Consider the following 22,251-nt stretch of genomic DNA (forward strand, 5'->3'; position numbering starts at 1 on the left):
TATGTCAAGAACTTTGTGTACCAATTCTTCTGGTCAACCTGTAGTAGGTCAATCTGATAATAATGATGACTGCAATAAAAAAAACGGCCTCTATGAAAATGAAGGTACAGAAAGTAGCAGCATCCAAAGCTCACAAGCTTTATTAGATGATCTACCACCACAGAAGATAGTTAAAGAGTTGGATAGATTTATAATCGGGCAGAATGACGCAAAGCGCGCTGTTGCTATTGCACTCAGAAATCGTTGGCGTCGAAATAAAGTCCCACTTCCACTACGTGAAGAGATTATACCTAAGAATATACTCATGATAGGCCATACGGGAGTTGGTAAAACTGAAATAGCTCGCCGTTTAGCAAAGCTTGCTGGTGCACCTTTTATAAAAGTTGAAGCAACGAAATTTACTGAAATAGGATATGTTGGACGTGATGTTGACTCGATAATACGTGATTTAGTTGATGCAGCAATAGTTTTAGTTAAGGAAAAAGCACGTAAAGCCTTAACTAAAAAAGCTTTAGGTTTGGCTGAAAAGATAATAGTCAACTCCATGGTTGGTGAAGATGCAACCGAGGAAAGCAAAAAAGTTTTCAGAGAAAGACTGAGAAATAAGGAATTTGAAGATGGAGAAGTTTCTATTAACGTCAGGGAGAGCAAGGGTATGTTACCCACTTTTGATATACCTGGCATGCCAGGTGGGCAAATTGGTGTGATGAACGTAACAGAAATCGTGGGCAAGATGTTTAATGGGAGCAAAAAAACAAAAACTATTACAGTTAAAGTGAAAGAAGCACGTGAAATATTGATTAATGAAGAAAGCGAAAGGTTAATGGATGAAGACAAGATAATCAAAGAAGCGATTGATCTTGTTAGCAATGAAGGCATAGTGTTTTTAGATGAAATAGATAAAATTGCAGCACGTACAGAAATAAAAGGTGAAGTCAACAGAGAAGGAGTGCAGCGCGATCTGTTACCATTACTTGAGGGAACAACTGTTTCAACTAAGTATGGCCCCGTAAAAACAGACTATATATTATTTATTGCATCTGGTGCCTTTCATTTATCTAAGCCATCTGATCTTTTACCAGAATTACAGGGTAGATTGCCAATTAGAGTGGAACTTAAGGCGCTTACTCAAGAGGATCTAATAAAAATATTAAAGGAACCAGAATCTAGTTTGTTAAAACAGTATATAGCGTTAATGAAAACGGAAAATGTAACACTTGAGTTTACTGATGATGGTATAGAGACTATAGCTGAAATAGCATTTACAGTTAATAGAGAAGTGGAAAATATAGGTGCAAGAAGACTTCATACTGTCATGGAGAAGCTTTTGGATGAAATAAGTTTTATCGCTTCTGAAAAAAATAGTGAAAAATTTGTTATAGATAGCAAATATGTAAGAGATAAACTAGAGTCAATTTCAAAGCAGCTTGATTTATCTAAGTTTATACTTTAATAGAAGCAGTTCAAATTGCTTCTCTAAAGAGACACATTCTTACCACCCAGAAATTTCCACACCATAACCATCTGACAATACGCTTTCATCACATAAACACAGTAAATCATCTAGAAACAAATTTATCATTTTTTTGCTAACTTTAGTATTTTCTTCACGGATATTAAGAAGTGGGTTGTCTATTTCTATCTCATAAGAGCCATTTTCTTCTTTCTGGACTATAATTTTTTTTGAACTAATAGGGAAGTATCTATCATCATAGTCACTCTTGCCGTAAGAAGTACCTAGAGCAAGTAAATAGCTACAGATTGTGTCTCCGTGTAAAATAGTAGTATTGAGCTTTGCTACCTTGTCTCCAACTTCGCCATTAATTGGATCGTATGTATATACTTCTGCTCTAGATTTCGTATCCGTTCAGAGGTGTGGTTTAAGAAACAACAGCTAGCAGGTTTTGAAAAGGGTTTAATTCCTTTTGTTTCCAAGTCAGATACAACGAAATTATCCGCTCAAGAAATCTATTCCCTCGCTCTGACTGTGCAAAATATGAATTCTTACGATAGACAACATAATGCCGTATCTGTCGCTCAACATGGTTATTCGTTAATGGAATATTCTCTGGGTCATCCAAAAATGTCCACATCATTGACTCGGATTTTATAATACCCTTTACCGTTCGTGAAGCTCCTTTTGCTTCAAGTATATAAGATATTTTTATCATGCAGTACTGTATGTATCTTCGTAATTCTTTAGCTTGCTTAGTGAACTTTGAAATACTAATTTCATTTTCTGACAAAGCGTTTTTTAATACAAACAATCCATTAGCTGCGTCTTTTAAACAATGGCCAAGTCTCATTACTTCACTATTCCAACTATGAGATAACCTCTCGAAATTTCTCAATAAGTGAGCCCAACAAATTTGTCGTTTTTCATCACTGAAGTGGTTGTAAACTGCATATCTGTCAGTAATTACCAGGTTTTTGTAATCACAAAATGCACTATTCTTTAAAAATTTCATTCCTCTTGTATCTGCTAACTTCATAAGACTTGCTTTATTGTTGGCAAACATCCAGCACCATCCCAATTTGCCTTTGTTGTAGTGACTGGTTTCATCAATATGCAAAATTTCGCTTGCTTTTATTTCTTCCTCTATTTGTTCATAGGCTTCTTTACATTTTGACGAAACCCTTGCTTCACTATTGGACACACTACCAACACTTATACTCATGTTAAAGATGTCTTTCATAATATTCGCTATTTCTCGCTTTGAATTCTTATAAAACCCACTTAGTGATGCAACTACTGACTTAACTCTAGGACCAAAGGTATCCGGTGTAACTCCTTCTGGTAATTTGCTACTCCTTCTTTTTCCGCATTTACGACAGCGACCATGTTCTAATTGATACTCAACTACGTAAGGCTTAATTTCTGGTAAATCAACTTTTTGATAGACATATGGTTTTTCCGATATTGCGATTTCTTCACCACACTCGCATCTATTTGGTAACTCTACCTTCACCACCTCATCTGCTTCCATTTTAGCTCGGCAATTCCCCTTATGTCCAACTTGACCACCTATCTTCCTGCCGCCCTCTGACTTATCTTCTGGTGTGTCTTTTTTTATTTTGTACAGCTCTTTTGAACTTGGTAAAGATGAATTCCTTGAGTTTAAGCCGAGTCTCTCTCTTAGTTCAGCATTCTCTATTTCTAAGATTTTATTTTTTTCTTCAAGCTTTGCTACTTTCTGCTCTAAGTTTTTACATAACTCTACAATACTGATCAACAATTGAAGCATCTAGCCTTACTTTACTATCAACATTTTGTGTTATTACTACTTTAATATATTATGTCAATTGTTTTTTATCCTTGCCACACCTCTGAACGGATACCAAAAAAGTGTTGATGGTGGTGGTGCACCATACCGAATCACCAACATTAAAAAGCACAAAATGCGCATTAAATTCTTCAGGGATATCAGTACAGCTTATTGTTGATAGAGATGGTAGCATTACTCTGATGGTTCCACTTGAAAAACGAGCATGGCATGCTGGTATAAGTTATGCGAAAGTTCAAGTAGATAATGTGGTTGAAGAGCTACGGAAACTGAATGATTATTCTATAGGCATAGAGATTGTAAACACAGGGCTTGAGCCTTTTCCAGAAGAGCAAATGAAATCTGTCAAAGATCTGATTTTGTACCTCATGAAGCGCTTTAAGATTAGAAAAGATATGATATTTAGTCACGCTGAGATAGGTACTATAGTGTACAACTCAGCAATTGAAGGTTACGCAATGCGTAAGCCTGATCCACATAAGTTATTTGATTGGGAGTTATTAGAGAAAAGTGGTATCGGATTGCATATAGGTGATAGAATCAGTCCTCAAGACGCAGAACAAAAAGTAAATGAGGTTTTGTATAAGGTAGGCGATAAGAGTGAAAATATTTTGAAATTAAAAAAAAGGTTAAACACGCTAACTATGGATTAGAAGAGAAGAAGAAAAGAAGGTAAACTCCAGTATTTTAGAGATAATAGGAGGTTACCCAGTGAATAAGAATGTAACAGAATTATTCTGTTTTGTAGATGATTATTGTAAAATAATAGACAAAAATTTTGCAGGTAGATTATTATCCAATGGTAAAAAACCTACAAGAGTGCCAGAAATAACGCATTCCGAAATTATAAGTATCCGTTCAGAGGTGTGGTTTAAGAAACAACAGCTAGCAGGTTTTGAAAAGGGTTTAATTCCTTTTGTTTCCAAGTCAGATACAACGAAATTATCCGCTCAAGAAATCTATTCCCTCGCTCTGACTGTGCAAAATATGAATTCTTACGATAGACAACATAATGCCGTATCTGTCGCTCAACATGGTTATTCGTTAATGGAATATTCTCTGGGTCATCCAAAAATGTCCACATCATTGACTCGGATTTTATAATACCCTTTACCGTTCGTGAAGCTCCTTTTGCTTCAAGTATATAAGATATTTTTATCATGCAGTACTGTATGTATCTTCGTAATTCTTTAGCTTGCTTAGTGAACTTTGAAATACTAATTTCATTTTCTGACAAAGCGTTTTTTAATACAAACAATCCATTAGCTGCGTCTTTTAAACAATGGCCAAGTCTCATTACTTCACTATTCCAACTATGAGATAACCTCTCGAAATTTCTCAATAAGTGAGCCCAACAAATTTGTCGTTTTTCATCACTGAAGTGGTTGTAAACTGCATATCTGTCAGTAATTACCAGGTTTTTGTAATCACAAAATGCACTATTCTTTAAAAATTTCATTCCTCTTGTATCTGCTAACTTCATAAGACTTGCTTTATTGTTGGCAAACATCCAGCACCATCCCAATTTGCCTTTGTTGTAGTGACTGGTTTCATCAATATGCAAAATTTCGCTTGCTTTTATTTCTTCCTCTATTTGTTCATAGGCTTCTTTACATTTTGACGAAACCCTTGCTTCACTATTGGACACACTACCAACACTTATACTCATGTTAAAGATGTCTTTCATAATATTCGCTATTTCTCGCTTTGAATTCTTATAAAACCCACTTAGTGATGCAACTACTGACTTAACTCTAGGACCAAAGGTATCCGGTGTAACTCCTTCTGGTAATTTGCTACTCCTTCTTTTTCCGCATTTACGACAGCGACCATGTTCTAATTGATACTCAACTACGTAAGGCTTAATTTCTGGTAAATCAACTTTTTGATAGACATATGGTTTTTCCGATATTGCGATTTCTTCACCACACTCGCATCTATTTGGTAACTCTACCTTCACCACCTCATCTGCTTCCATTTTAGCTCGGCAATTCCCCTTATGTCCAACTTGACCACCTATCTTCCTGCCGCCCTCTGACTTATCTTCTGGTGTGTCTTTTTTTATTTTGTACAGCTCTTTTGAACTTGGTAAAGATGAATTCCTTGAGTTTAAGCCGAGTCTCTCTCTTAGTTCAGCATTCTCTATTTCTAAGATTTTATTTTTTTCTTCAATCTTTGCTACTTTCTGCTCTAAGTTTTTACATAACTCTACAATACTGATCAACAATTGAAGCATCTAGCCTTACTTTACTATCAACATTTTGTGTTATTACTACTTTAATATATTATGTCAATTGTTTTTTATCCTTGCCACACCTCTGAACGGATACATATATCTACGTAATTTCTTTTACCGTCTTTCCCAGTTTTGACCTCAACTTCACCATCACCTATTTTTATGATACTACCGCCAAGGTTTAAGTCTCCTTTACTTAAGCCCAAATTTTTTGCACCTTCTACAACTTTGGCAACATCAACTATGCAGCTATGTGAAAATTCAATATAGAAGGTCTTATTATCGATTTCTACATCTTCAACAGTTCCTTCTATAGTAGCGTCTTCTCCAACTTCCCTAAGTTTCTTGAGCCTACTATATATTTGTGGCTCAATTTCTTTTTGCACTTTTTGATACATTTCAGCTATTTTCTTATCAACTTGTACATTAAAATCTGCTCCATGTAAGGCTAACTTTCTGATTATATCTTCTTGTTTATTTTCTTTGAATTCATCACGATACATCTTAAACATTGTAACGTTAGTGAAGCTAAAGCCATCTTCGTTGCGAGCGTTTACTCTTATTCCTAAATCCAAAGCTTCATCGACGATTTTACTTAATTTGTCTAGATTTTCAGCTGCAATAGCTTTTTCCAAGAATTCATTTAATTTCACATTTTCATATTCACTTAGCCTTATCTTGCATAAAGCTGATCGAAATGGATTGAGCTCCTCAGGATATGTTAAGACAGGTAATTTACTAATCTTTTTATTTGCTGTTGGAGCAGCTTTTATAAAATTAGGTAATAACCCTTCTTTTGCTATTCGCTCTACCGCTTTTAACATTTTACTAGACAATTTTTTACCATTTATTTTTTTCATTGTAACCCTCACTTAATTTCATTACTATTCGATCATATCGTGATAAATATTATTTAATTGTTAATATTATACGACTTATTGATTTACTGTATATTATAATAACAAGTTTTGCGGGCATCTACACTAGAAAAACACATCCTATAAAAATTATTTCAGTTTCAACAAAAATGGGGTATCGTAATCGTAAAATTGAAAAAAATGGATATCCTATCTTACTCTACTGAAAAGCTGAAAAAGCATTGTCAGCTACTTGATGATGAAGAAAAAATAGGTATCCGTTCAGAGGTGTGGCAAGGATAAAAAACAATTGACATAATATATTAAAGTAGTAATAACACAAAATGTTGATAGTAAAGTAAGGCTAGATGCTTCAATTGTTGATCAGTATTGTAGAGTTATGTAAAAACTTAGAGCAGAAAGTAGCAAAGATTGAAGAAAAAAATAAAATCTTAGAAATAGAGAATGCTGAACTAAGAGAGAGACTCGGCTTAAACTCAAGGAATTCATCTTTACCAAGTTCAAAAGAGCTGTACAAAATAAAAAAAGACACACCAGAAGATAAGTCAGAGGGCGGCAGGAAGATAGGTGGTCAAGTTGGACATAAGGGGAATTGCCGAGCTAAAATGGAAGCAGATGAGGTGGTGAAGGTAGAGTTACCAAATAGATGCGAGTGTGGTGAAGAAATCGCAATATCGGAAAAACCATATGTCTATCAAAAAGTTGATTTACCAGAAATTAAGCCTTACGTAGTTGAGTATCAATTAGAACATGGTCGCTGTCGTAAATGCGGAAAAAGAAGGAGTAGCAAATTACCAGAAGGAGTTACACCGGATACCTTTGGTCCTAGAGTTAAGTCAGTAGTTGCATCACTAAGTGGGTTTTATAAGAATTCAAAGCGAGAAATAGCGAATATTATGAAAGACATCTTTAACATGAGTATAAGTGTTGGTAGTGTGTCCAATAGTGAAGCAAGGGTTTCGTCAAAATGTAAAGAAGCCTATGAACAAATAGAGGAAGAAATAAAAGCAAGCGAAATTTTGCATATTGATGAAACCAGTCACTACAACAAAGGCAAATTGGGATGGTGCTGGATGTTTGCCAACAATAAAGCAAGTCTTATGAAGTTAGCAGATACAAGAGGAATGAAATTTTTAAAGAATAGTGCATTTTGTGATTACAAAAACCTGGTAATTACTGACAGATATGCAGTTTACAACCACTTCAGTGATGAAAAACGACAAATTTGTTGGGCTCACTTATTGAGAAATTTCGAGAGGTTATCTCATAGTTGGAATAGTGAAGTAATGAGACTTGGCCATTGTTTAAAAGACGCAGCTAATGGATTGTTTGTATTAAAAAACGCTTTGTCAGAAAATGAAATTAGTATTTCAAAGTTCACTAAGCAAGCTAAAGAATTACGAAGATACATACAGTACTGCATGATAAAAATATCTTATATACTTGAAGCAAAAGGAGCTTCACGAACGGTAAAGGGTATTATAAAATCCGAGTCAATGATGTGGACATTTTTGGATGACCCAGAGAATATTCCATTAACGAATAACCATGTTGAGCGACAGATACGGCATTATGTTGTCTATCGTAAGAATTCATATTTTGCACAGTCAGAGCGAGGGAATAGATTTCTTGAGCGGATAATTTCGTTGTATCTGACTTGGAAACAAAAGGAATTAAACCCTTTTCAAAACCTGCTAGCTGTTGTTTCTTAAACCACACCTCTGAACGGATACAATTATAACAATAATTCTGTTATATCAGCAATCTAGATATGAAAACTTTAAATCATTTTACATATGTTACTTACAGTTGCTGCATAAGTCAGACTTTTCCAGACTACCTTCTTATGATAGATTTATTGCGCTAAAACCTCGAGTTTTATGGTATTTAGCAATGTTGCTACAGTGGTTATGTGAGCAGGCAAAAAATACAGGTATTTCCTACATTGATTCAACTCCTATCACGGTCTGTCATGCAAAAAGAATATCTAAAAATAAAGTTTTTACTGGAATTGCAAAATTAAGCAAAAGCACTTATGGCTGGTTTTTTGGTTTTAAATTACATGTAGTAATCAATGAAATAGGCGAAATTCAAGGTGTTACGCTAACCAGAGGTAACATTGACGATAGAAAGCCAGTTTTAGATCTGACTAAAAAACTAACGGGTTTATTATTTGGAGATAAAGGTTATATCCAAAAAGGTCTATTTCTACAATTACTTGATAGAAATTTAAAGCTTGTTACCAAGATAAAAAAAGGGATGAAAAACGCATTAATCTCTCTAAATGAGAAGATTTTTTTAAGGAAAAGATCTATTATTGAAACAGTTTTTGGTTACCTAAAAAATAGATTAGAAATTGAGCACACTCGCCACCGATCTCCTTTTAACTTTCTGGTTCATATTTTTTCTACACTCATTTCATACTCTTTACAACGTAAAAAACCTTCCATTTCCAATTCTTTTTTGTTCGCTAATCCATAGTTAGCGTTAAACGGTTTTTTTTATAAAATACTGCCTTGGAACGATAGGAAAGGTAATATGATTTTTCCTGACAATAATGCTGATTACTCAAATGAGTTTGATGAGAATTTTGCTTGGGTTATCAATCAGTTTTCAATGCACCACTTGCCGAAAGAAATTAGAAAAGACTTGCCTCTAAAATTAGAACAAGAAGATATTTTGCCTGAATTTTTAGTTAAGTATAGTAATCTTATTTTTAGTGAATTCTTATCTTTAAGTGATAAAACTAAATTAAGCTTAAAGCCACCATTTTTGAATGAAGAGGATTATAAGCATTTATTATCTTCTCTTGCAGAATATGAAAATAATATTTCTTCTGATGCATTTGCTATGCTCATGTACAAGATTAAGCTATATTATGACTCTTATCTAAGATACAATATAAGATCTTCACTTTATATTCCATTTAGACTTAATTCATTTGAAAAGCTAGATATTTTAAAGAACGAAATATTATCTTTTAAGTCTATAAGCCCTGAAAAGGCTATAGAAGTTTCGAATTTAATTAATGGATTTAGGTCAGAAGTTTTATCTGATTTCCAAAACTTTGAGAAGCAGTGGTTTCAAGAATTTAAGGACACTTGGAAACAAAAATTTATACCGAATATGGAAAAGCAAATGTCTTGGACTGCGTTGCATGAAACTGTGTTGGAATATTTAGAAGAGGCGAAGAAAGAAGTCTAATGAGTATTACGATGGCAAGATGAATGGGCAGAGAAAAATAAAGGACTGGTTTCACATGCATCTGGAAGGATACAAAAATTTCTAAATGAGATTAATATAGTATTGGGATGACAGAGTTTAAAAAATAAGTTACTTTTTTTTATTTTTGGTAAAAAGTAGTCTATGGGTATTAAAATTGCACCTTCTATACTTTCAGCAGACTTTGCAAAATTAGGAGAGGAAGTAAAAAGAATTAGCGACTTGAATGTAGATTATATACACATAGACGTTATGGATGGAAATTTTGTTCCAAATATTACAATAGGTCCGAATGTTATCTCTGCGATACGTAAATATAGCAATCTTCCTTTTGATGTACACTTAATGATTAAATCTCCTGGTAACCATATTGAAAGTTTTATAAATGCTGGTGCTGATATTATCACTATACATGCAGAAGCAGAGATACATCTTGAGAGGCTAGTAAGAAAGATAAAATCATACAAAGACATAAATTATACAAAAAAAACAATACAAGTTGGAGTTTCAATTGTTCCTTCAACTTCTCCAAGCGTGCTTGAATATATAATACATGAGCTAGATATTGTACTAATTATGACAGTCAATCCTGGATTTGGAGGACAGGAGTTTATTCATTCGCAGTTGAGTAAGATATCTACCGTGAGGAAAATGATACAGGACCGTAATCTTAAAACACAAGTTTCAGTAGATGGTGGAGTTAACTTTTCTAACGCAGCTGATGTAATAAAAGCAGGTGCAAATATATTAGTTGCTGGATCAGCAATATTTAAAGCTGAAGACGTGAAAAAGACTATAAACGATCTTAAAAATCTTTCGTTATAACCCTACAGATAACACAAACCATTTTGGTTATCTTGTCAGTTTTAAAAATTCCTATTATCCCAGTGTTTCGACACTGAGATAATAGAAAGTAAGTTCAACCTCAATAGAAACCTGATGACGAGTCATTATTACCAAATTTTGGTCTGTTTCTATTACTAAAACCAGAACGAGGACGAGTAGGTCTATTACTATGATAATTATCTCCAGGTTTTTTATTAAACGAGTTGTTATAATAATTATCCCTATTATTTAAACCATCTCTCCTTTCTTCATTGTAAAGCTTACCTTCAAAAAATTCACCTGTTTCTTGATCAACACGACGTCTTGATAATTTTGGACATCCACCTTTTTCAAAGTCAATTATCAAAGCTTTGAAGGTATCACCCTGTTTAAGTATATCCTCAATGGACTCTACATGTTGATTAGCTACCTCGCTTATATGCATTTTTCCTTTTCTTCCATTAAGAAGTTCTAACTCTACAATAGACTTCTCTATCTTTACAACTTTAGCATCAATTATAGAACCTTGTTCTAGCTCTGTTATTGAATCAATCATCATATCCTTTGCAGCTTCAGCTTCAGTACTACTAATGGCAAAAACAGAAACTTTACCGTCATCCCCTATTTCAATTTTTGCATTACTTCTTTCACATACACTGCGTATATTTTTTCCTTTAGCACCAATAGCTGCAGAAATTTTATCTTTATCTATATAAAACGATAACACTCTTGGTACATGATCTTTTATATCCTTACGATGTTCTGAAATTACTGCATTCATTTTTTCTAAGATATGTAATCTTCCGACTTTTGCTTGTTCTAAAGATTTTTCAACAATTTCAAAGCTTATACCAGGAATTTTCATATCCATCTGCAGTGCTGTAATCCCTTCGCTAGTTCCTGCTACTTTGAAATCCATATCACCAAGATAGTCTTCATCGCCCAGTATATCAGAAAGTATTATATGCTCATTTTTGTCTTTGATGAGACCCATAGCAATTCCTGCAACGGGAGCCTTTATTGGTACACCTGTATCCATTAATGCAATGGAAGTTCCACAAACTGTTGCCATAGAAGAAGAACCATCAGATTCCATAATCTCAGATACTACCCTTATTGTATAAGGAAATTCAGATTTATCAGGTAAAACAGGATGAATTGCTTTCCAAGCAAGTTTACCATGACCAATTTCTCTCCTTCCTGGTGCGCGTATAGCAGAAGCCTCTCCAACAGCAAATGGAGGAAAATTATAATGCAACATAAAATGTTCACGTCTATCCCCTTCAATGTCATCCACAATTTGCTCATCTTGTGTAGTACCAAGAGCAGTAACAACTAGTGCCTGAGTGGTACCCCTTGTAAATAGCGCAGAACCGTGAGTCTTGGGTAGAATGTCAGCCTCAATTTCTATCTGGCGTATTTCATCATACTTACGGCTGTCTATCCTCACACTTTTCCTTCTAATCATTTCACGCACTAAAGATCTTTCAAAGCTTTTTACTGCATAAGTAATTAACTTTTCGTCTTTTCCAGCCTCTTTAAGAGTATTCAATATATTATTCCTGACTACTTCTAGAGCTTGAACTCGCTCTTGTTTTACTGTTTTTGAATATGCTTCTTCAAAGTCTTTTCGATATTTTTCAAGTTCTTGAGTTATATCTGATATATCAACAGGAGCAAAGCTTTCAGGTTTATTGCCTACTGTATCAGCAAATTCTTTTATAAGCTTAATAACAGGTTGAAGATGTTCATGGCCGAATTTTATTGCACTCAAAACATTTTCTTCAGAGAGCTCTTTGACTTCCGATTCGACCATTAAGATCGAATTTTCATCACCAGACAAAAACAGATCCAAGTTGCTTGCTTTCATCTCTTGAACGGAAGGATTGAGTATATAATTGTTATTTTCATCACAACCGACCATAACTCCAGCTATAGTAAAGTGGAAAGGAACACCAGAAATTGCAAGAGCTGCGACGGTACCTATCAATGCTGGTACTTCAGGAGAATTGACCGTATCGTAAGTTAATAGATTACATACTACACTAATTTCATCATGAAAACCTTCAGGAAATAACGGTCTTATACTTCTATCTATTACTCTTGAAATTAAAGTTTCTCTATCAGATGGTTTTCCTTCTCTTTTGAAAAAACCACCAGGAATCTTACCCATGGCATAACTTTTTGCAATAAACTGCACATTTAAAGGGAGAAAATCAACACTTTCTTCCTTCTTTTTTCGTACAACAGTGACTAAGATAGAAGTATCTCCATAATTTACAACTACTGAACCATCAGCTTGACGTGCTATTTTCCCAGTTTCTAAAGATAAGGTACGCCCCTCCCAATCTATAGATTTTTTTATAATTTCAAACATACAAAATTCCTCGATTATTTTCTAATGCCTAACTTCTCTATTAACTCTTGATAGGCTTCATTACCAAATTTACGTTTTATATAATTTAAGTGCTTGCGCCTTCTACCTATCAATACAAGTAAACCGCGCTTAGAATTATGGTCATGCTTATGCATTTTAAAATGCTCAGTTAAATTACTGATTCTCTCGGTTAAAATTGCACACTGTACAAAAGATGAACCTGTATCATCTTCTTTAATTGCATATGTACTAATCAAACTTTTTTTCTTTTGGGATGTTATTGACATCTAAACCTCATTTCAAAATATTAAAAACACGAACAGGCTTCACATAACCATGAGTAAAACTGCAAATTGCAATGGGCACATCACCCACTATCGTACAAAAAATATCATAATTCTTTAAACCACGCAAGTTATTTAATATAATTTCTTGACCTTTTCTGATTTTCTCCGCCTCCTCTAAGGAAATTTCAACTTTGAACATCGATTTTAAAGCAGATTCAATGGGGATGATGAAACTTTTTGTATTACCTCCATCATCTTCTGCCATCCCACCTCCCTCTGTCATCCCAGTGTCAAGCACTGGGATCAAGCTTATTGCATCACGAACATTGTTTTTGACATATGCTCCTAGAATCTTTTGTCTATTACATGATTTGTAAGTATTTGTATATCTGGATCCCAGTGTCTGGGCACTGGGATGACATCCTACTGGTAAGTCCGAATTGCAATATTTATGCAATTGTGCAGTTTGCTCGACTGTTACTGATTCATCTTCCTTGAAATCACCTACCATAGTTCTTCTTAATTTTGTAATATGTCCAAAGCAATTTAATTCAATTCCAAGATCTCTTGCAATTGATCTCACATATACACCGCTACCACAGATCATAGAAAAATCGGCACTATTATTTATGGTGTCCAAAAATATCATCTTCAGTTCATGTATTTTGACTTGTCGAGGTTTTATATTTACCTTTTGCCCACTTCTTGCTAATTTATATGCTCTTGCTCCCTTGATTTTCACTGCTGAAAATTGAGGAGGAGTTTGTGTTATCTCACCAATAAAATCCTTAATCACACAATTTATTTGGTTATATTCAGGTTTTATAGTGCTAGTTCTAATAATATCACCATCTAAATCGTCCGTAGTTGTTTGCTTTCCCCATTTGATTGTGAAATTGTATGCCTTTAAGTTACAAGATAAATATGGTATAGTTTTTGTTGCTTCACCAAGAGCGATCGGTAATATACCTGAAGCCAAAGGATCAAGTGTTCCCAAATATCCGGCTTTTTTTATTCCAAAAATCCTTTTAACTTGGGTTACAGCTTGTGCAGAGCTAATTCCTATTGGTTTATCGAGATTCAGCCAACCATGTTTCATACGTTTAATTATATACAACTGATAACAGTTTAGCTTGAAATATATACTTTATGTGAAAAGTAGCTTGACCAACATGCATTATTAATACACACTACTTAATCTTTTTATTAGCCTTATTATAAGGGGACTATTATGACTATAAAAAACGTATTGAAGTGGGAAAACACTGCACACATAACAAAAATGAGTATTGAAGGTTTAGTTGCAACTGCATCTTTAGCAGCAGCAATAACAACATTATTGATTGCTACTAAAGTAATTGCTGGACCTGCATCTTTAGCACTTATTGCTAGCCCTGCTGGAATTGCAGTTCTATTTATTACCGCTGTATATTTTGCCGCAGCAGCTTATGTTTCATATCAGCAAATGTATAAGAATGAAGAAATAAGTGGAGCTAAAACAGGTGCTGAAACAGCAGCTAAGAAAGCTGAAGCAGCTAAAACAGGTGCTGAAGCAGCAATTGAAGCAAAAACTAAAGATTTAGCTACTAAAACTGAATTGGCTGAAAAACTGAATTCAGATAATCTTCGAGAAAAAGTTAAAGAAATTTTACCTACTCTCTTAGTAGATCCTGATGTTGCTACTGTGAATGTTAAAAACGCATTGGCAAACAGTTAATAAATAAATTAGTATGACTGGAGGTAGGTTTTCTACCTCTTTTTTTCTCCTTTCATCTGGATGTGTAAAAGTTATAATAGCCTATCCCACAACTCAACTACATCCTCATCAAAGTCTATTACTTCTGTTTTTTTGAATCGGTAGCAGTTGTTGATGGATTGAATCCCTAAATCTCCTATAAAGGGAGTGGCATCATTACCTAAAATTTTACCACTACGGCAGATTATCAACCTGTCGATTAAATTGTGCTTTAATAATTCTGTAATCAACACTCCTCCACCTTCAACTAATAACCTTGTTATACCAATTTCTGAAACAAGTTTTGATGCCATGTCTTTTAGGCAGACTTTTCGATCTGATGTCATTCCAGTGCTTGACACTGGAATCCAGTTTTCACTACGCAATTGCTTGAAGTTTTCTGGATCCCAGTGTCTGGGCACTGGGATGACACCCTTCTTGGTGAAAGTCGCTCTTATATTACAGCATTCGTACAGTTGAGCACTTGAAGTTGAAATCCATGTTTTTTCTAGATTCCAGTGTCCGAGCACATAATTATACGAACATTGAAATTTGCCGGTGGTGTCATTCCAGTGCTTGACACTGGAATCCAGTTTTTTGATCGAAAATGTTGTATAGTGCACAATCAATTTTCCTGGATCCCAGTGTCTGGGCACTGGAATGAAAGGAGGTGTATTAACTATCAAATAATTAATGTCTTTTATTTTTCTCTCTACTTCTTTATTTGTGATTACCCAAGTTGTTACTTTATCTGCAGTTTTTGCAATATTATGCTCTTCCTTCAATTTCCCTTGGCTATCGATAATTAGCCTTATTGGTGATCTATTTTCCAGCCCTGGTAATCTGCAAGTTAAGAGTGGATCGTCACTAACAAGGGTATTGCTGCCAATCATAATTGCGTCATATTTTGCTCTAAGCTCATGTATCCAATTTCTCGTATCCTCACTTGTTATCCATTTGCTATCGCCTGTAAATGTTGCGATTTTTCCGTCAAGAGTTGTTGCGATTTTGCAAGCTATAAATGGTCTATGTAATTCTTTAGTGGTAAAAAAACCGACATTCAGTTCTTCTGCCTCTTTTTGCATAATACCTTGCTCAACTTCAATTCCTGCTTCTTTCAGAGCTTTAATTCCTCCACCTGAAACTCTACTATCTGGGTCAATAGTTGCAATTACTACCCTTTTTATTCCAGCTTTTATGATTTTCGCAGTGCAAGGCCCCGTGACTCCGTGATGACAACATGGCTCAAGAGTGATATATATAGTTGCACCATGAGTTGAATCTTTAGCATTTTGCAAAGCGACTACCTCCGCATGTGGACGTCCACCGATTTCTGTGTAGCCTTCACTGATCACCATACCGTCTTTTACAATGATACATCCAACAGCGGGATTTGGTGCAACACTTCCAAGACTTTTTTCTGCAAGCTTTAATGCGATCGACATGAAATAATTGTCGGTCATTAGAAAGAAGTCATTTCGTATGAGGTATCAAAGATTCTTCTATGCTCGTGTATGGCAAATCTATCTGTCATACCTGAGATATAATCACATATTATTACTGAACGCTGAGATTCACAAGCAAGCTTGTTCCACTCTATAGGTAATAACCCTGGGTTTTCATAAAAACATTGAAAAAGCTCCTGTACTATACGTTTTGCTTTGTTCATTGTTCTATTCAATTTATAGCTTCTGTATATTTTTTCCATGTTAAATTTTTTCATCTCTTTTGTGGCATTTGCAATTTCTGGTGAAAATGTGACTAGCATTGTATTTAGACCTCTTACATCTTCTACGCTTTTTATTTTGTAGTCTTTAATATTTTTTTTAGTCTGAAAAACGACATCATTTATCATAATCCCTATAGTTTTACTCAGTGATTCATGTATGAGTTTGCTCTGAGACAAGTCTGAATATTCACTCCTTACGTTTTTAAACATTTTGCCAATTAAGGGGACATTAAGCAAATCTTCAATAGTTACTAAATTTGCTCTGAGTGCATCATCAAGATCATGCACACTGTAAGCGATGTCATCGGCAATTGAAGCAACTTGTGCTTCAATGCTTGAAAATTCCTCAAGTTTTAGATCATATTTTTCATTATATTTTAATAATAGCTGATTATTTGTAGAATACTCTGCGTTTTGATCAAGCAAGGGACCGTTATGTTTTGCAACCCCTTCAATCACCTCCCAACTTAGATTCATACCATCAAAATCAGCATGTTTTTGTTCAAGATAAGTTAAAATCCTTATAGCTTGAACATTATGATCAAACTCATACTTCTCATTATCAAGATTCAAATCTTGAACTGATTTCTTTAGAGCATCTTCACCTGCATGACCAAATGGAGGATGACCAAGATCATGTGCGAGCGCTATGCATTCAGTGATATCCTCATTTAAGCCAAGTCTACGAGCAATGGACCTTGCAATTTGTGCAACTTCAAGGCTATGAGTAAGCCGAGTACGATAGTAATCATGTTCATAATTGATAAAAACTTGTGTTTTATATCCTAATTTCCTAAACGCATTAGAGTGAATAATGCGGTCCCTATCACGCTGAAAGCAACTGCGATTTTCATCTTCTGGCTCTTTAAAATTTCTTCCTTTTGTTTTATTTGGAAAGCACGCGTAACTTAATAGAAAATTATTGTTTGACATGTAAAATTTCTACTATAATAGGTTATCAATAATGAACGGTGGTTGTTATGTCAACAGATTACAATATTAGCTTAACTGACAATGCATTAAGGAAAATCCACTCCCTTGTAGAACAGGAAGGAGATGAGAGTTCTATTTTGCGGGTTGCAGTTTCAGGTGGTGGATGCTCTGGCTTCAAGTATAATTTTCTTATGGATCAAATAAATAAGAAGATGTCTTTGGATGACGATTTTGACGATGATGAAGACGACGATTTTGACGATGACGAAGATAGCGAGGATTATAGAAGCAACTCCAGCTTTAGTGAAAAAGGTAAAGATATAGTAATTAATGATGAGAATGGAAACCCTGTATTAATGGTTGATAATTGTTCAGCGAAATTTTTAAATAACTCAACTATAGATTATACTGAAGATCTAAGTGGTTCTGGTTTTCAAATCAAGAATGCTCTCGCTAAGTCTCGATGTGGATGTGGTAACAGTTTCTCGGTCTAATTCTCCCTCCTGGATCTTTTTATAATATGGGTAGTTGTGTAACACTAGAGCTAGCTTCTGTAAGTAAGAGCTTCAAAGAAAGTCCTGCTATTGTAGAAGATATCAATCTGAGTCTTACAAGAGGGCAAGTAGTTGCATTGATTGGTAGTTCGGGATCAGGAAAAACAACTATACTACAAATTGCAGGTCTATTGGATAAGCCAACTTTAGGTGTAGTGACAGTAGATGGAGTAAATTGTACGCAAGCCAGCAATAAATATAAAACTCATGTAAGAAGAAATTTTCTTAGCTTTGTTTATCAATTTCACTATTTATTACAAGAGTTATCGGTGTTGGAAAACGTTATGCTTCCTCAGCTTATTGCAAGAAAAAGCAAAACTGAAGCAAAAAAAAAATCGCAAGCAATATTAGAGAAATTTGGTCTGGAAAGTAAAGCAAGTAGTATGTTATCTGAAATTTCTGGTGGAGAAAGGCAGAGGGTTGCAATTGCAAGGGGCATTGTAAACTCTCCAAAGCTTTTACTTGCAGATGAGCCAACGGGAAATTTAGACCCAACAAATTCTTTGAATGTATTTTTGCTGTTACATTCATATGTAAAGGAAAATAACAGCTCTATGCTTATAGTAACACACAACTATATTCTTGCAGAAAAAGCAGATCACATTTTTCAGCTAAAAAACCGATCATTAGTAAAGCTGTGAATGGAAGAAACAGTACAATACAAAGCTACCTATAACTTGTACTTATTTAACCAATGATCATTAACGGAGTATAATTCGCACGAAATACTTTCATTGCTTTTTATACACGGACTCTTTAATTTACGCTGTTTACTTAGGAAGCATCCTGACAGCATAAACATCGCTAAAACGAGAAATAATAATTGCCTAAACATAACAAGACTTTTTTTATTTATATTAATACATTCATTTCTCTCATTTGTAAAGTTAGGCATATTCTTTTACCCTTATCTCTTTTTTTACTTTTTTGGAGGAAGTGGCTGCACTGTTTAAGCGTAGTTTTATATAATTATCTATAATTTGAGCTACTTCCTCTTCTTTATCCCTTAAAAAGTGGTTAGTATCGTCTACTATATGGTATTCCATATGGTTATTTTTTACCGAATTTATTAACCTTTGTGCTAATTCTGTTACATCGCTTTCTTCTGAAATTATATCATTATTACTTTGTATTATAAGTCCAGGAACTGGGCAAGGAGAGAGAAAAGAGAAATCGTATTTAGTTGCTGGAAGAGAAAGGGCAACAAAACTTACTATCTCTGGACGGCGCATTGTCAACTGCATAGCTACCCATGCTCCAAAAGAAAAACCGACTATCCAAATTGGAACGTTGTTAGAGTTATGCTCCTGAAGCCAATCAATAGCTACTGCAGCATCAGTTAATTCTCCTATACCCTTATCAAAAGTTCCGGTAGATTTTCCGACGCCACGAAAATTAATTGTCAATGCAGAAAAGTTATTATCGATAAAAGATTCACATATACTATGTATAATCTTACTATCCATACTACCACCATATTGGGGATGGTGATGTAAAATTAGCACAACCGGTGCATTGGTATCTTTGCTTTGATGGTATCTACCTTCTATCTTTTTTGTTGAATTATTTAAAAAGACTTCTACCATGATGACTCCTAATAAAAACCTGTTTTGACAGGGGTTGATAATGTAAATTGTTTATTAATTATGTATTAATTTTGCTGTTTTTGCAATAAATTTTTATTGTGTTAAAGTTAACATACATAATTGGTTGATGGTAAGTGACAAATAAGCCTGTGAGTTTATTCTCCCTGGAAGATAGTAGTTACATGTATGCTGATTATAATGCAACTGCTCCAGTGAGTAAAAATGTAAAAAAAAGTATACTTGAGATTTTGTCAAAACAAACACTAAATCCATCATCCCTGCATAAAAGAGGACAAGAAGCGAGGAAGATTCTTAAAGAGGCAAGAGATAACGTACGTGATGCTCTTAGCATTCCAGATGATAAAGAAATAGTTTTTACGTCTGGTGCAACTGAAGCAAACAACCTCGTCATGAGAGGAATAAAAGGCTATCTGCATGTAATTTCAGCTACAGAGCATCCTTCAATTCTTAATTCTGCATATAATCCACATATAATACCCGTTAATCAAGAGGGTATTGTTGACTTTTTAGAGCTAGAAAAAATTCTAAGCGAACTTGAAGGGAATAAAGTAATAATTTCAGTGATGATGTCTAATAACGAAACTGGAGTTATCCAGCCTGTTAAGGAAATAGCTAAAATGGCACATAAATTCGGGGCAATCTGTCACACTGACGCTGCTCAAAGTGTTGGGAAAATCGAATTAAATATGGAAGATTTAGAAGTGGATTTACTTACTTTATCTGCTCACAAATTTGGTGGTATAGCAGGTAGTGGAGTTTTAATATTTGACAAAAAGCTTGTAATAGAACCTACTATAATAGGTGGTGGGCAAGAAAAAGGATTGCGTGGTGGTACAGAAAATATTATTGCAATAGTAGGTCTTTCTGCTGCATTGCAAAACATTCCAGATCTTCTATCAAAGATGGATGAAGTAGAGAAGCTGCGTGATCAATTGGAGTGTGGGTTATTAAGTCTTGTCAGTGATATCAAGATCTTTGGCAGAAATTCTAAAAGATTGCCAAATACAAGTTTCATTTATATGCCGAGAGTGAAGAATGATCTGCAGCTCATGCACTTTGACTTAAATAATATTGCAGTCAGCAATGGTTCTGCATGTTCTTCTGGAAAAGTTGGACCTTCTCATGTTTTGCTTGCAATGGGAGCAACAAAAGAGCAAGCAGAATGTTCAATTAGAATCAGTATAGGTCCAGAGGTTAAACCGCGAGACATAGAAAAAATAGTGGATTGTTGGTATAGTGTCTATAAGAAGAATGCTTTAGTAAATGCAAAAAGGGAACGTTCAAAAAAGTGTGTCAAACCGTATTTTTAATTCAACTCAATTTTTAATCTATCAGGAAAAAAGATATCAAGTTGAGATATAGTTAAAGCCCAATTAGGTAAAGCCATAGCCCATTTTTGCTCTACTTTTTTTATAGCACAATATACCTGTTTATACAAGGCATTTGTATTAGTAAATGAGCCTTTGGTTTTAGTAAATTTTCTAATCTGTCTGTGCAGTCCCTCAATAGGATTAGTGGTATAAATTAGCCTCCTAACAGGACCTGAATACTTAAAATAACTGGACAAATTTTCCCAATTATTCTGCCAAGATTTTATGACTAATGGATACTTTTCGCCCCATTTTTCCTCCAGTTCAAGCAAATAATTTTCGGCAATTTCTTTACTTGAAGCACGATATATTTTTTTCAAATCATTCATGAAAACTTTTACATCTTTGCTAGATACATATTTCAGTGAATTCCTTATCTGATGCACTATACATAGTTGTACTTCTGCTTTAGGAAATATACTATTTATAGCTGTAGAAAAGCTTTTTAGCCCATCAATGCAGGCAATTAGAATATCTTCTACTCCTCTTTCTTTGAGGTCATTTAGCACTCCCAACCAGAAATTAGCTCCCTCACTTTCAGCCAAATAAAAACCTAATACTTCTTTTCTGCCATTTTGATCTATGCCTAATATGTTATACATACACTTGCTTACACAATGTCCATCCTCCTTAACCTTAAAAAACATGCCATCCATGAACACTATTGGATATACTGATTGCAGTGGACGGCTGCGCCATTCATTGATTATTGGTAGCAGTTTATCAGTAATACTGGATATCTCTGCTGCTGATATTTTGTGGTCATATATTTCCTCAACGTGTGAAGCTATGTCTCTGTATCCCATGCCACTGGCGTATGTACTTAATACCTTTGCTTCAAGTTCTGGATGTAGGCTTGTTTGCCTTTTTCTAACTATTTGTGGTTCAAAACTTCCCTCCCTATCTCTTGGTGTTAGCAGCTCAAATGAGCCTCCACTCGTGCGTAAAGTTTTTGCGTTTCTCCCATTTCTTCGGTTATTTTCTTCACTTTTAGCTGACATGTGGTTTTCTATTTCACCTTCCAGACTTGCCTCTAGCAACCTTTTTATAAACGGTGTTAATGCTCCATCTTTTCCTGTCAATGGTTTTCCTTCTCGTATAGATGACAGGATATTTGTTTCTAATTCTTTATAATCTACCAACCCATTAGTTCTATTTGCTTGACTCATATCAAACCTCCATTTTTTATATCAATTTATTACTTTACTTCTCGG

General features: G+C 34.6%; 19 protein-coding genes and 2 pseudogenes. 11 read left to right on the plus strand and 10 right to left on the minus strand.

What is annotated here, in order from left to right:
• Position 1 precedes the first annotated feature (1 nt).
• Positions 2–1,453 (plus strand): ATP-dependent protease ATPase subunit HslU, encoded by a 1,452-nt coding sequence (hslU, locus tag OM962_RS02735; protein ID WP_264330724.1) that lies wholly within the window; start codon positions 2–4, stop codon positions 1,451–1,453.
• Between the two features lie 427 nt (positions 1,454–1,880).
• On the opposite strand, the gene tnpC (OM962_RS02740) is transcribed toward hslU, so the two are convergent.
• The gene (gene tnpC, locus OM962_RS02740; protein WP_264330462.1) at positions 1,881–3,233 is read right to left on the minus strand and encodes an IS66 family transposase; all 1,353 of its coding nucleotides are present in this window, start codon (positions 3,231–3,233) and stop codon (positions 1,881–1,883) included.
• Between the two features lie 119 nt (positions 3,234–3,352).
• On the opposite strand from tnpC (OM962_RS02740), the gene OM962_RS02745 reads away from it, so the two are divergent.
• Together OM962_RS02745 and OM962_RS02750 are read left to right on the plus strand one after the other, a co-directional pair.
• Complete coding sequence (locus OM962_RS02745; protein ID WP_264330725.1) at positions 3,353–3,937, plus strand: N-acetylmuramoyl-L-alanine amidase; 585 nt, start codon at positions 3,353–3,355, stop codon at positions 3,935–3,937.
• Between the two features lie 58 nt (positions 3,938–3,995).
• Positions 3,996–4,139 (plus strand): annotated as a pseudogene (locus tag OM962_RS02750) (IS982 family transposase); the annotation flags it as partial.
• Positions 4,140–4,155: 16 nt separating this feature from the next.
• On the opposite strand, the gene tnpC (OM962_RS02755) reads toward OM962_RS02750, so the two are convergent.
• On the minus strand, positions 4,156–5,508 hold the full coding sequence (gene tnpC / locus OM962_RS02755) for an IS66 family transposase (RefSeq protein ID WP_264330459.1): 1,353 nt from the start codon (positions 5,506–5,508) through the stop codon (positions 4,156–4,158).
• 77 nt (positions 5,509–5,585) lie between these two features.
• Entirely contained in the window at positions 5,586–6,380 is a 795-nt protein-coding gene (locus tag OM962_RS02760; RefSeq protein ID WP_264330726.1) for a hypothetical protein, read from the minus strand.
• A gap of 377 nt (positions 6,381–6,757) precedes the next feature.
• Here OM962_RS02760 and tnpC (OM962_RS02765) point away from each other — a divergent pair, with 377 nt between their 5' ends.
• From tnpC (OM962_RS02765) to rpe, 4 genes and pseudogenes are all read left to right on the plus strand, one after another.
• On the plus strand, positions 6,758–8,110 hold the full coding sequence (gene tnpC, locus OM962_RS02765; RefSeq protein WP_264330459.1) for an IS66 family transposase: 1,353 nt from the start codon (positions 6,758–6,760) through the stop codon (positions 8,108–8,110).
• A 22-nt stretch (positions 8,111–8,132) separates the two neighbouring features.
• Positions 8,133–8,879, plus strand: a pseudogene (locus OM962_RS02770) (IS982 family transposase); the annotation flags it as partial.
• Between the two features lie 57 nt (positions 8,880–8,936).
• Positions 8,937–9,602: a hypothetical protein gene (locus OM962_RS02775; RefSeq protein WP_264330727.1), complete on the plus strand. Its 666-nt coding sequence runs from the start codon at positions 8,937–8,939 to the stop codon at positions 9,600–9,602.
• 162 nt (positions 9,603–9,764) lie between these two features.
• A complete protein-coding gene (gene rpe / locus OM962_RS02780; RefSeq protein ID WP_108783939.1) occupies positions 9,765–10,445 on the plus strand; it encodes a ribulose-phosphate 3-epimerase in 681 nt (226 codons plus the stop codon).
• 100 nt (positions 10,446–10,545) lie between these two features.
• On the opposite strand, the gene pnp is transcribed toward rpe, so the two are convergent.
• From pnp to truB, 3 genes are read right to left on the minus strand one after another with little or no spacing between them, the layout of a single operon-like run.
• Positions 10,546–12,822 carry a polyribonucleotide nucleotidyltransferase gene (pnp, locus tag OM962_RS02785; protein WP_264330728.1) on the minus strand — a complete coding sequence of 759 codons (2,277 nt, stop codon included), beginning with the start codon at positions 12,820–12,822 and terminating at the stop codon, positions 10,546–10,548.
• A gap of 14 nt (positions 12,823–12,836) precedes the next feature.
• On the minus strand, positions 12,837–13,109 hold the full coding sequence (gene rpsO, locus OM962_RS02790) for a 30S ribosomal protein S15 (RefSeq protein ID WP_264330729.1): 273 nt from the start codon (positions 13,107–13,109) through the stop codon (positions 12,837–12,839).
• Between the two features lie 7 nt (positions 13,110–13,116).
• Positions 13,117–14,208, minus strand: a complete 1,092-nt coding sequence (gene truB / locus OM962_RS02795) for a tRNA pseudouridine(55) synthase TruB (protein WP_319606751.1) — start codon at positions 14,206–14,208, stop codon at positions 13,117–13,119.
• Between the two features lie 132 nt (positions 14,209–14,340).
• On the opposite strand from truB, the gene OM962_RS02800 reads away from it, so the two are divergent.
• Positions 14,341–14,826, plus strand: coding sequence for a hypothetical protein (locus tag OM962_RS02800; RefSeq protein ID WP_264330731.1), 486 nt, complete (start codon positions 14,341–14,343; stop codon positions 14,824–14,826).
• Positions 14,827–14,897: 71 nt separating this feature from the next.
• Here the strand turns inward: OM962_RS02800 and ribD are convergent, their stop codons facing one another.
• Together ribD and OM962_RS02810 are read right to left on the minus strand one after the other, a co-directional pair.
• Positions 14,898–16,307: a bifunctional diaminohydroxyphosphoribosylaminopyrimidine deaminase/5-amino-6-(5-phosphoribosylamino)uracil reductase RibD gene (gene ribD / locus OM962_RS07810; protein WP_264330732.1), complete on the minus strand. Its 1,410-nt coding sequence runs from the start codon at positions 16,305–16,307 to the stop codon at positions 14,898–14,900.
• Positions 16,307–17,506 carry a deoxyguanosinetriphosphate triphosphohydrolase gene (locus tag OM962_RS02810; protein WP_264330733.1) on the minus strand — a complete coding sequence of 400 codons (1,200 nt, stop codon included), beginning with the start codon at positions 17,504–17,506 and terminating at the stop codon, positions 16,307–16,309. The genes ribD and OM962_RS02810 overlap by 1 nt, the downstream gene beginning before the upstream one ends.
• A gap of 47 nt (positions 17,507–17,553) precedes the next feature.
• Between OM962_RS02810 and OM962_RS02815 the strand changes: the two genes are divergently transcribed.
• Both OM962_RS02815 and OM962_RS02820 read left to right on the plus strand, forming a co-directional pair.
• Positions 17,554–18,000 (plus strand): HesB/IscA family protein, encoded by a 447-nt coding sequence (locus OM962_RS02815; protein ID WP_264330734.1) that lies wholly within the window; start codon positions 17,554–17,556, stop codon positions 17,998–18,000.
• Positions 18,001–18,026: 26 nt separating this feature from the next.
• Positions 18,027–18,701, plus strand: a complete 675-nt coding sequence (locus tag OM962_RS02820; protein WP_264330735.1) for an ABC transporter ATP-binding protein — start codon at positions 18,027–18,029, stop codon at positions 18,699–18,701.
• Between the two features lie 246 nt (positions 18,702–18,947).
• Here the strand turns inward: OM962_RS02820 and OM962_RS02825 are convergent, their stop codons facing one another.
• Positions 18,948–19,646, minus strand: a complete 699-nt coding sequence (locus OM962_RS02825; protein WP_264330736.1) for an alpha/beta hydrolase — start codon at positions 19,644–19,646, stop codon at positions 18,948–18,950.
• A 134-nt stretch (positions 19,647–19,780) separates the two neighbouring features.
• Between OM962_RS02825 and OM962_RS02830 the strand changes: the two genes are divergently transcribed.
• On the plus strand, positions 19,781–20,977 hold the full coding sequence (locus OM962_RS02830; RefSeq protein ID WP_264330737.1) for a cysteine desulfurase family protein: 1,197 nt from the start codon (positions 19,781–19,783) through the stop codon (positions 20,975–20,977).
• Here the strand turns inward: OM962_RS02830 and OM962_RS02835 are convergent.
• On the minus strand, positions 20,974–22,206 hold the full coding sequence (locus tag OM962_RS02835) for an IS256 family transposase (RefSeq protein ID WP_264330447.1): 1,233 nt from the start codon (positions 22,204–22,206) through the stop codon (positions 20,974–20,976). The two genes, OM962_RS02830 and OM962_RS02835, sit on opposite strands and share 4 nt — an antisense overlap.
• Between the last annotated feature and the right edge of the window lie 45 nt (positions 22,207–22,251).

Source organism: Wolbachia endosymbiont (group B) of Erebia ligea, assembly GCF_947179575.1.
In the GTDB taxonomy this organism is placed as follows: domain Bacteria; phylum Pseudomonadota; class Alphaproteobacteria; order Rickettsiales; family Anaplasmataceae; genus Wolbachia; species Wolbachia pipientis_C.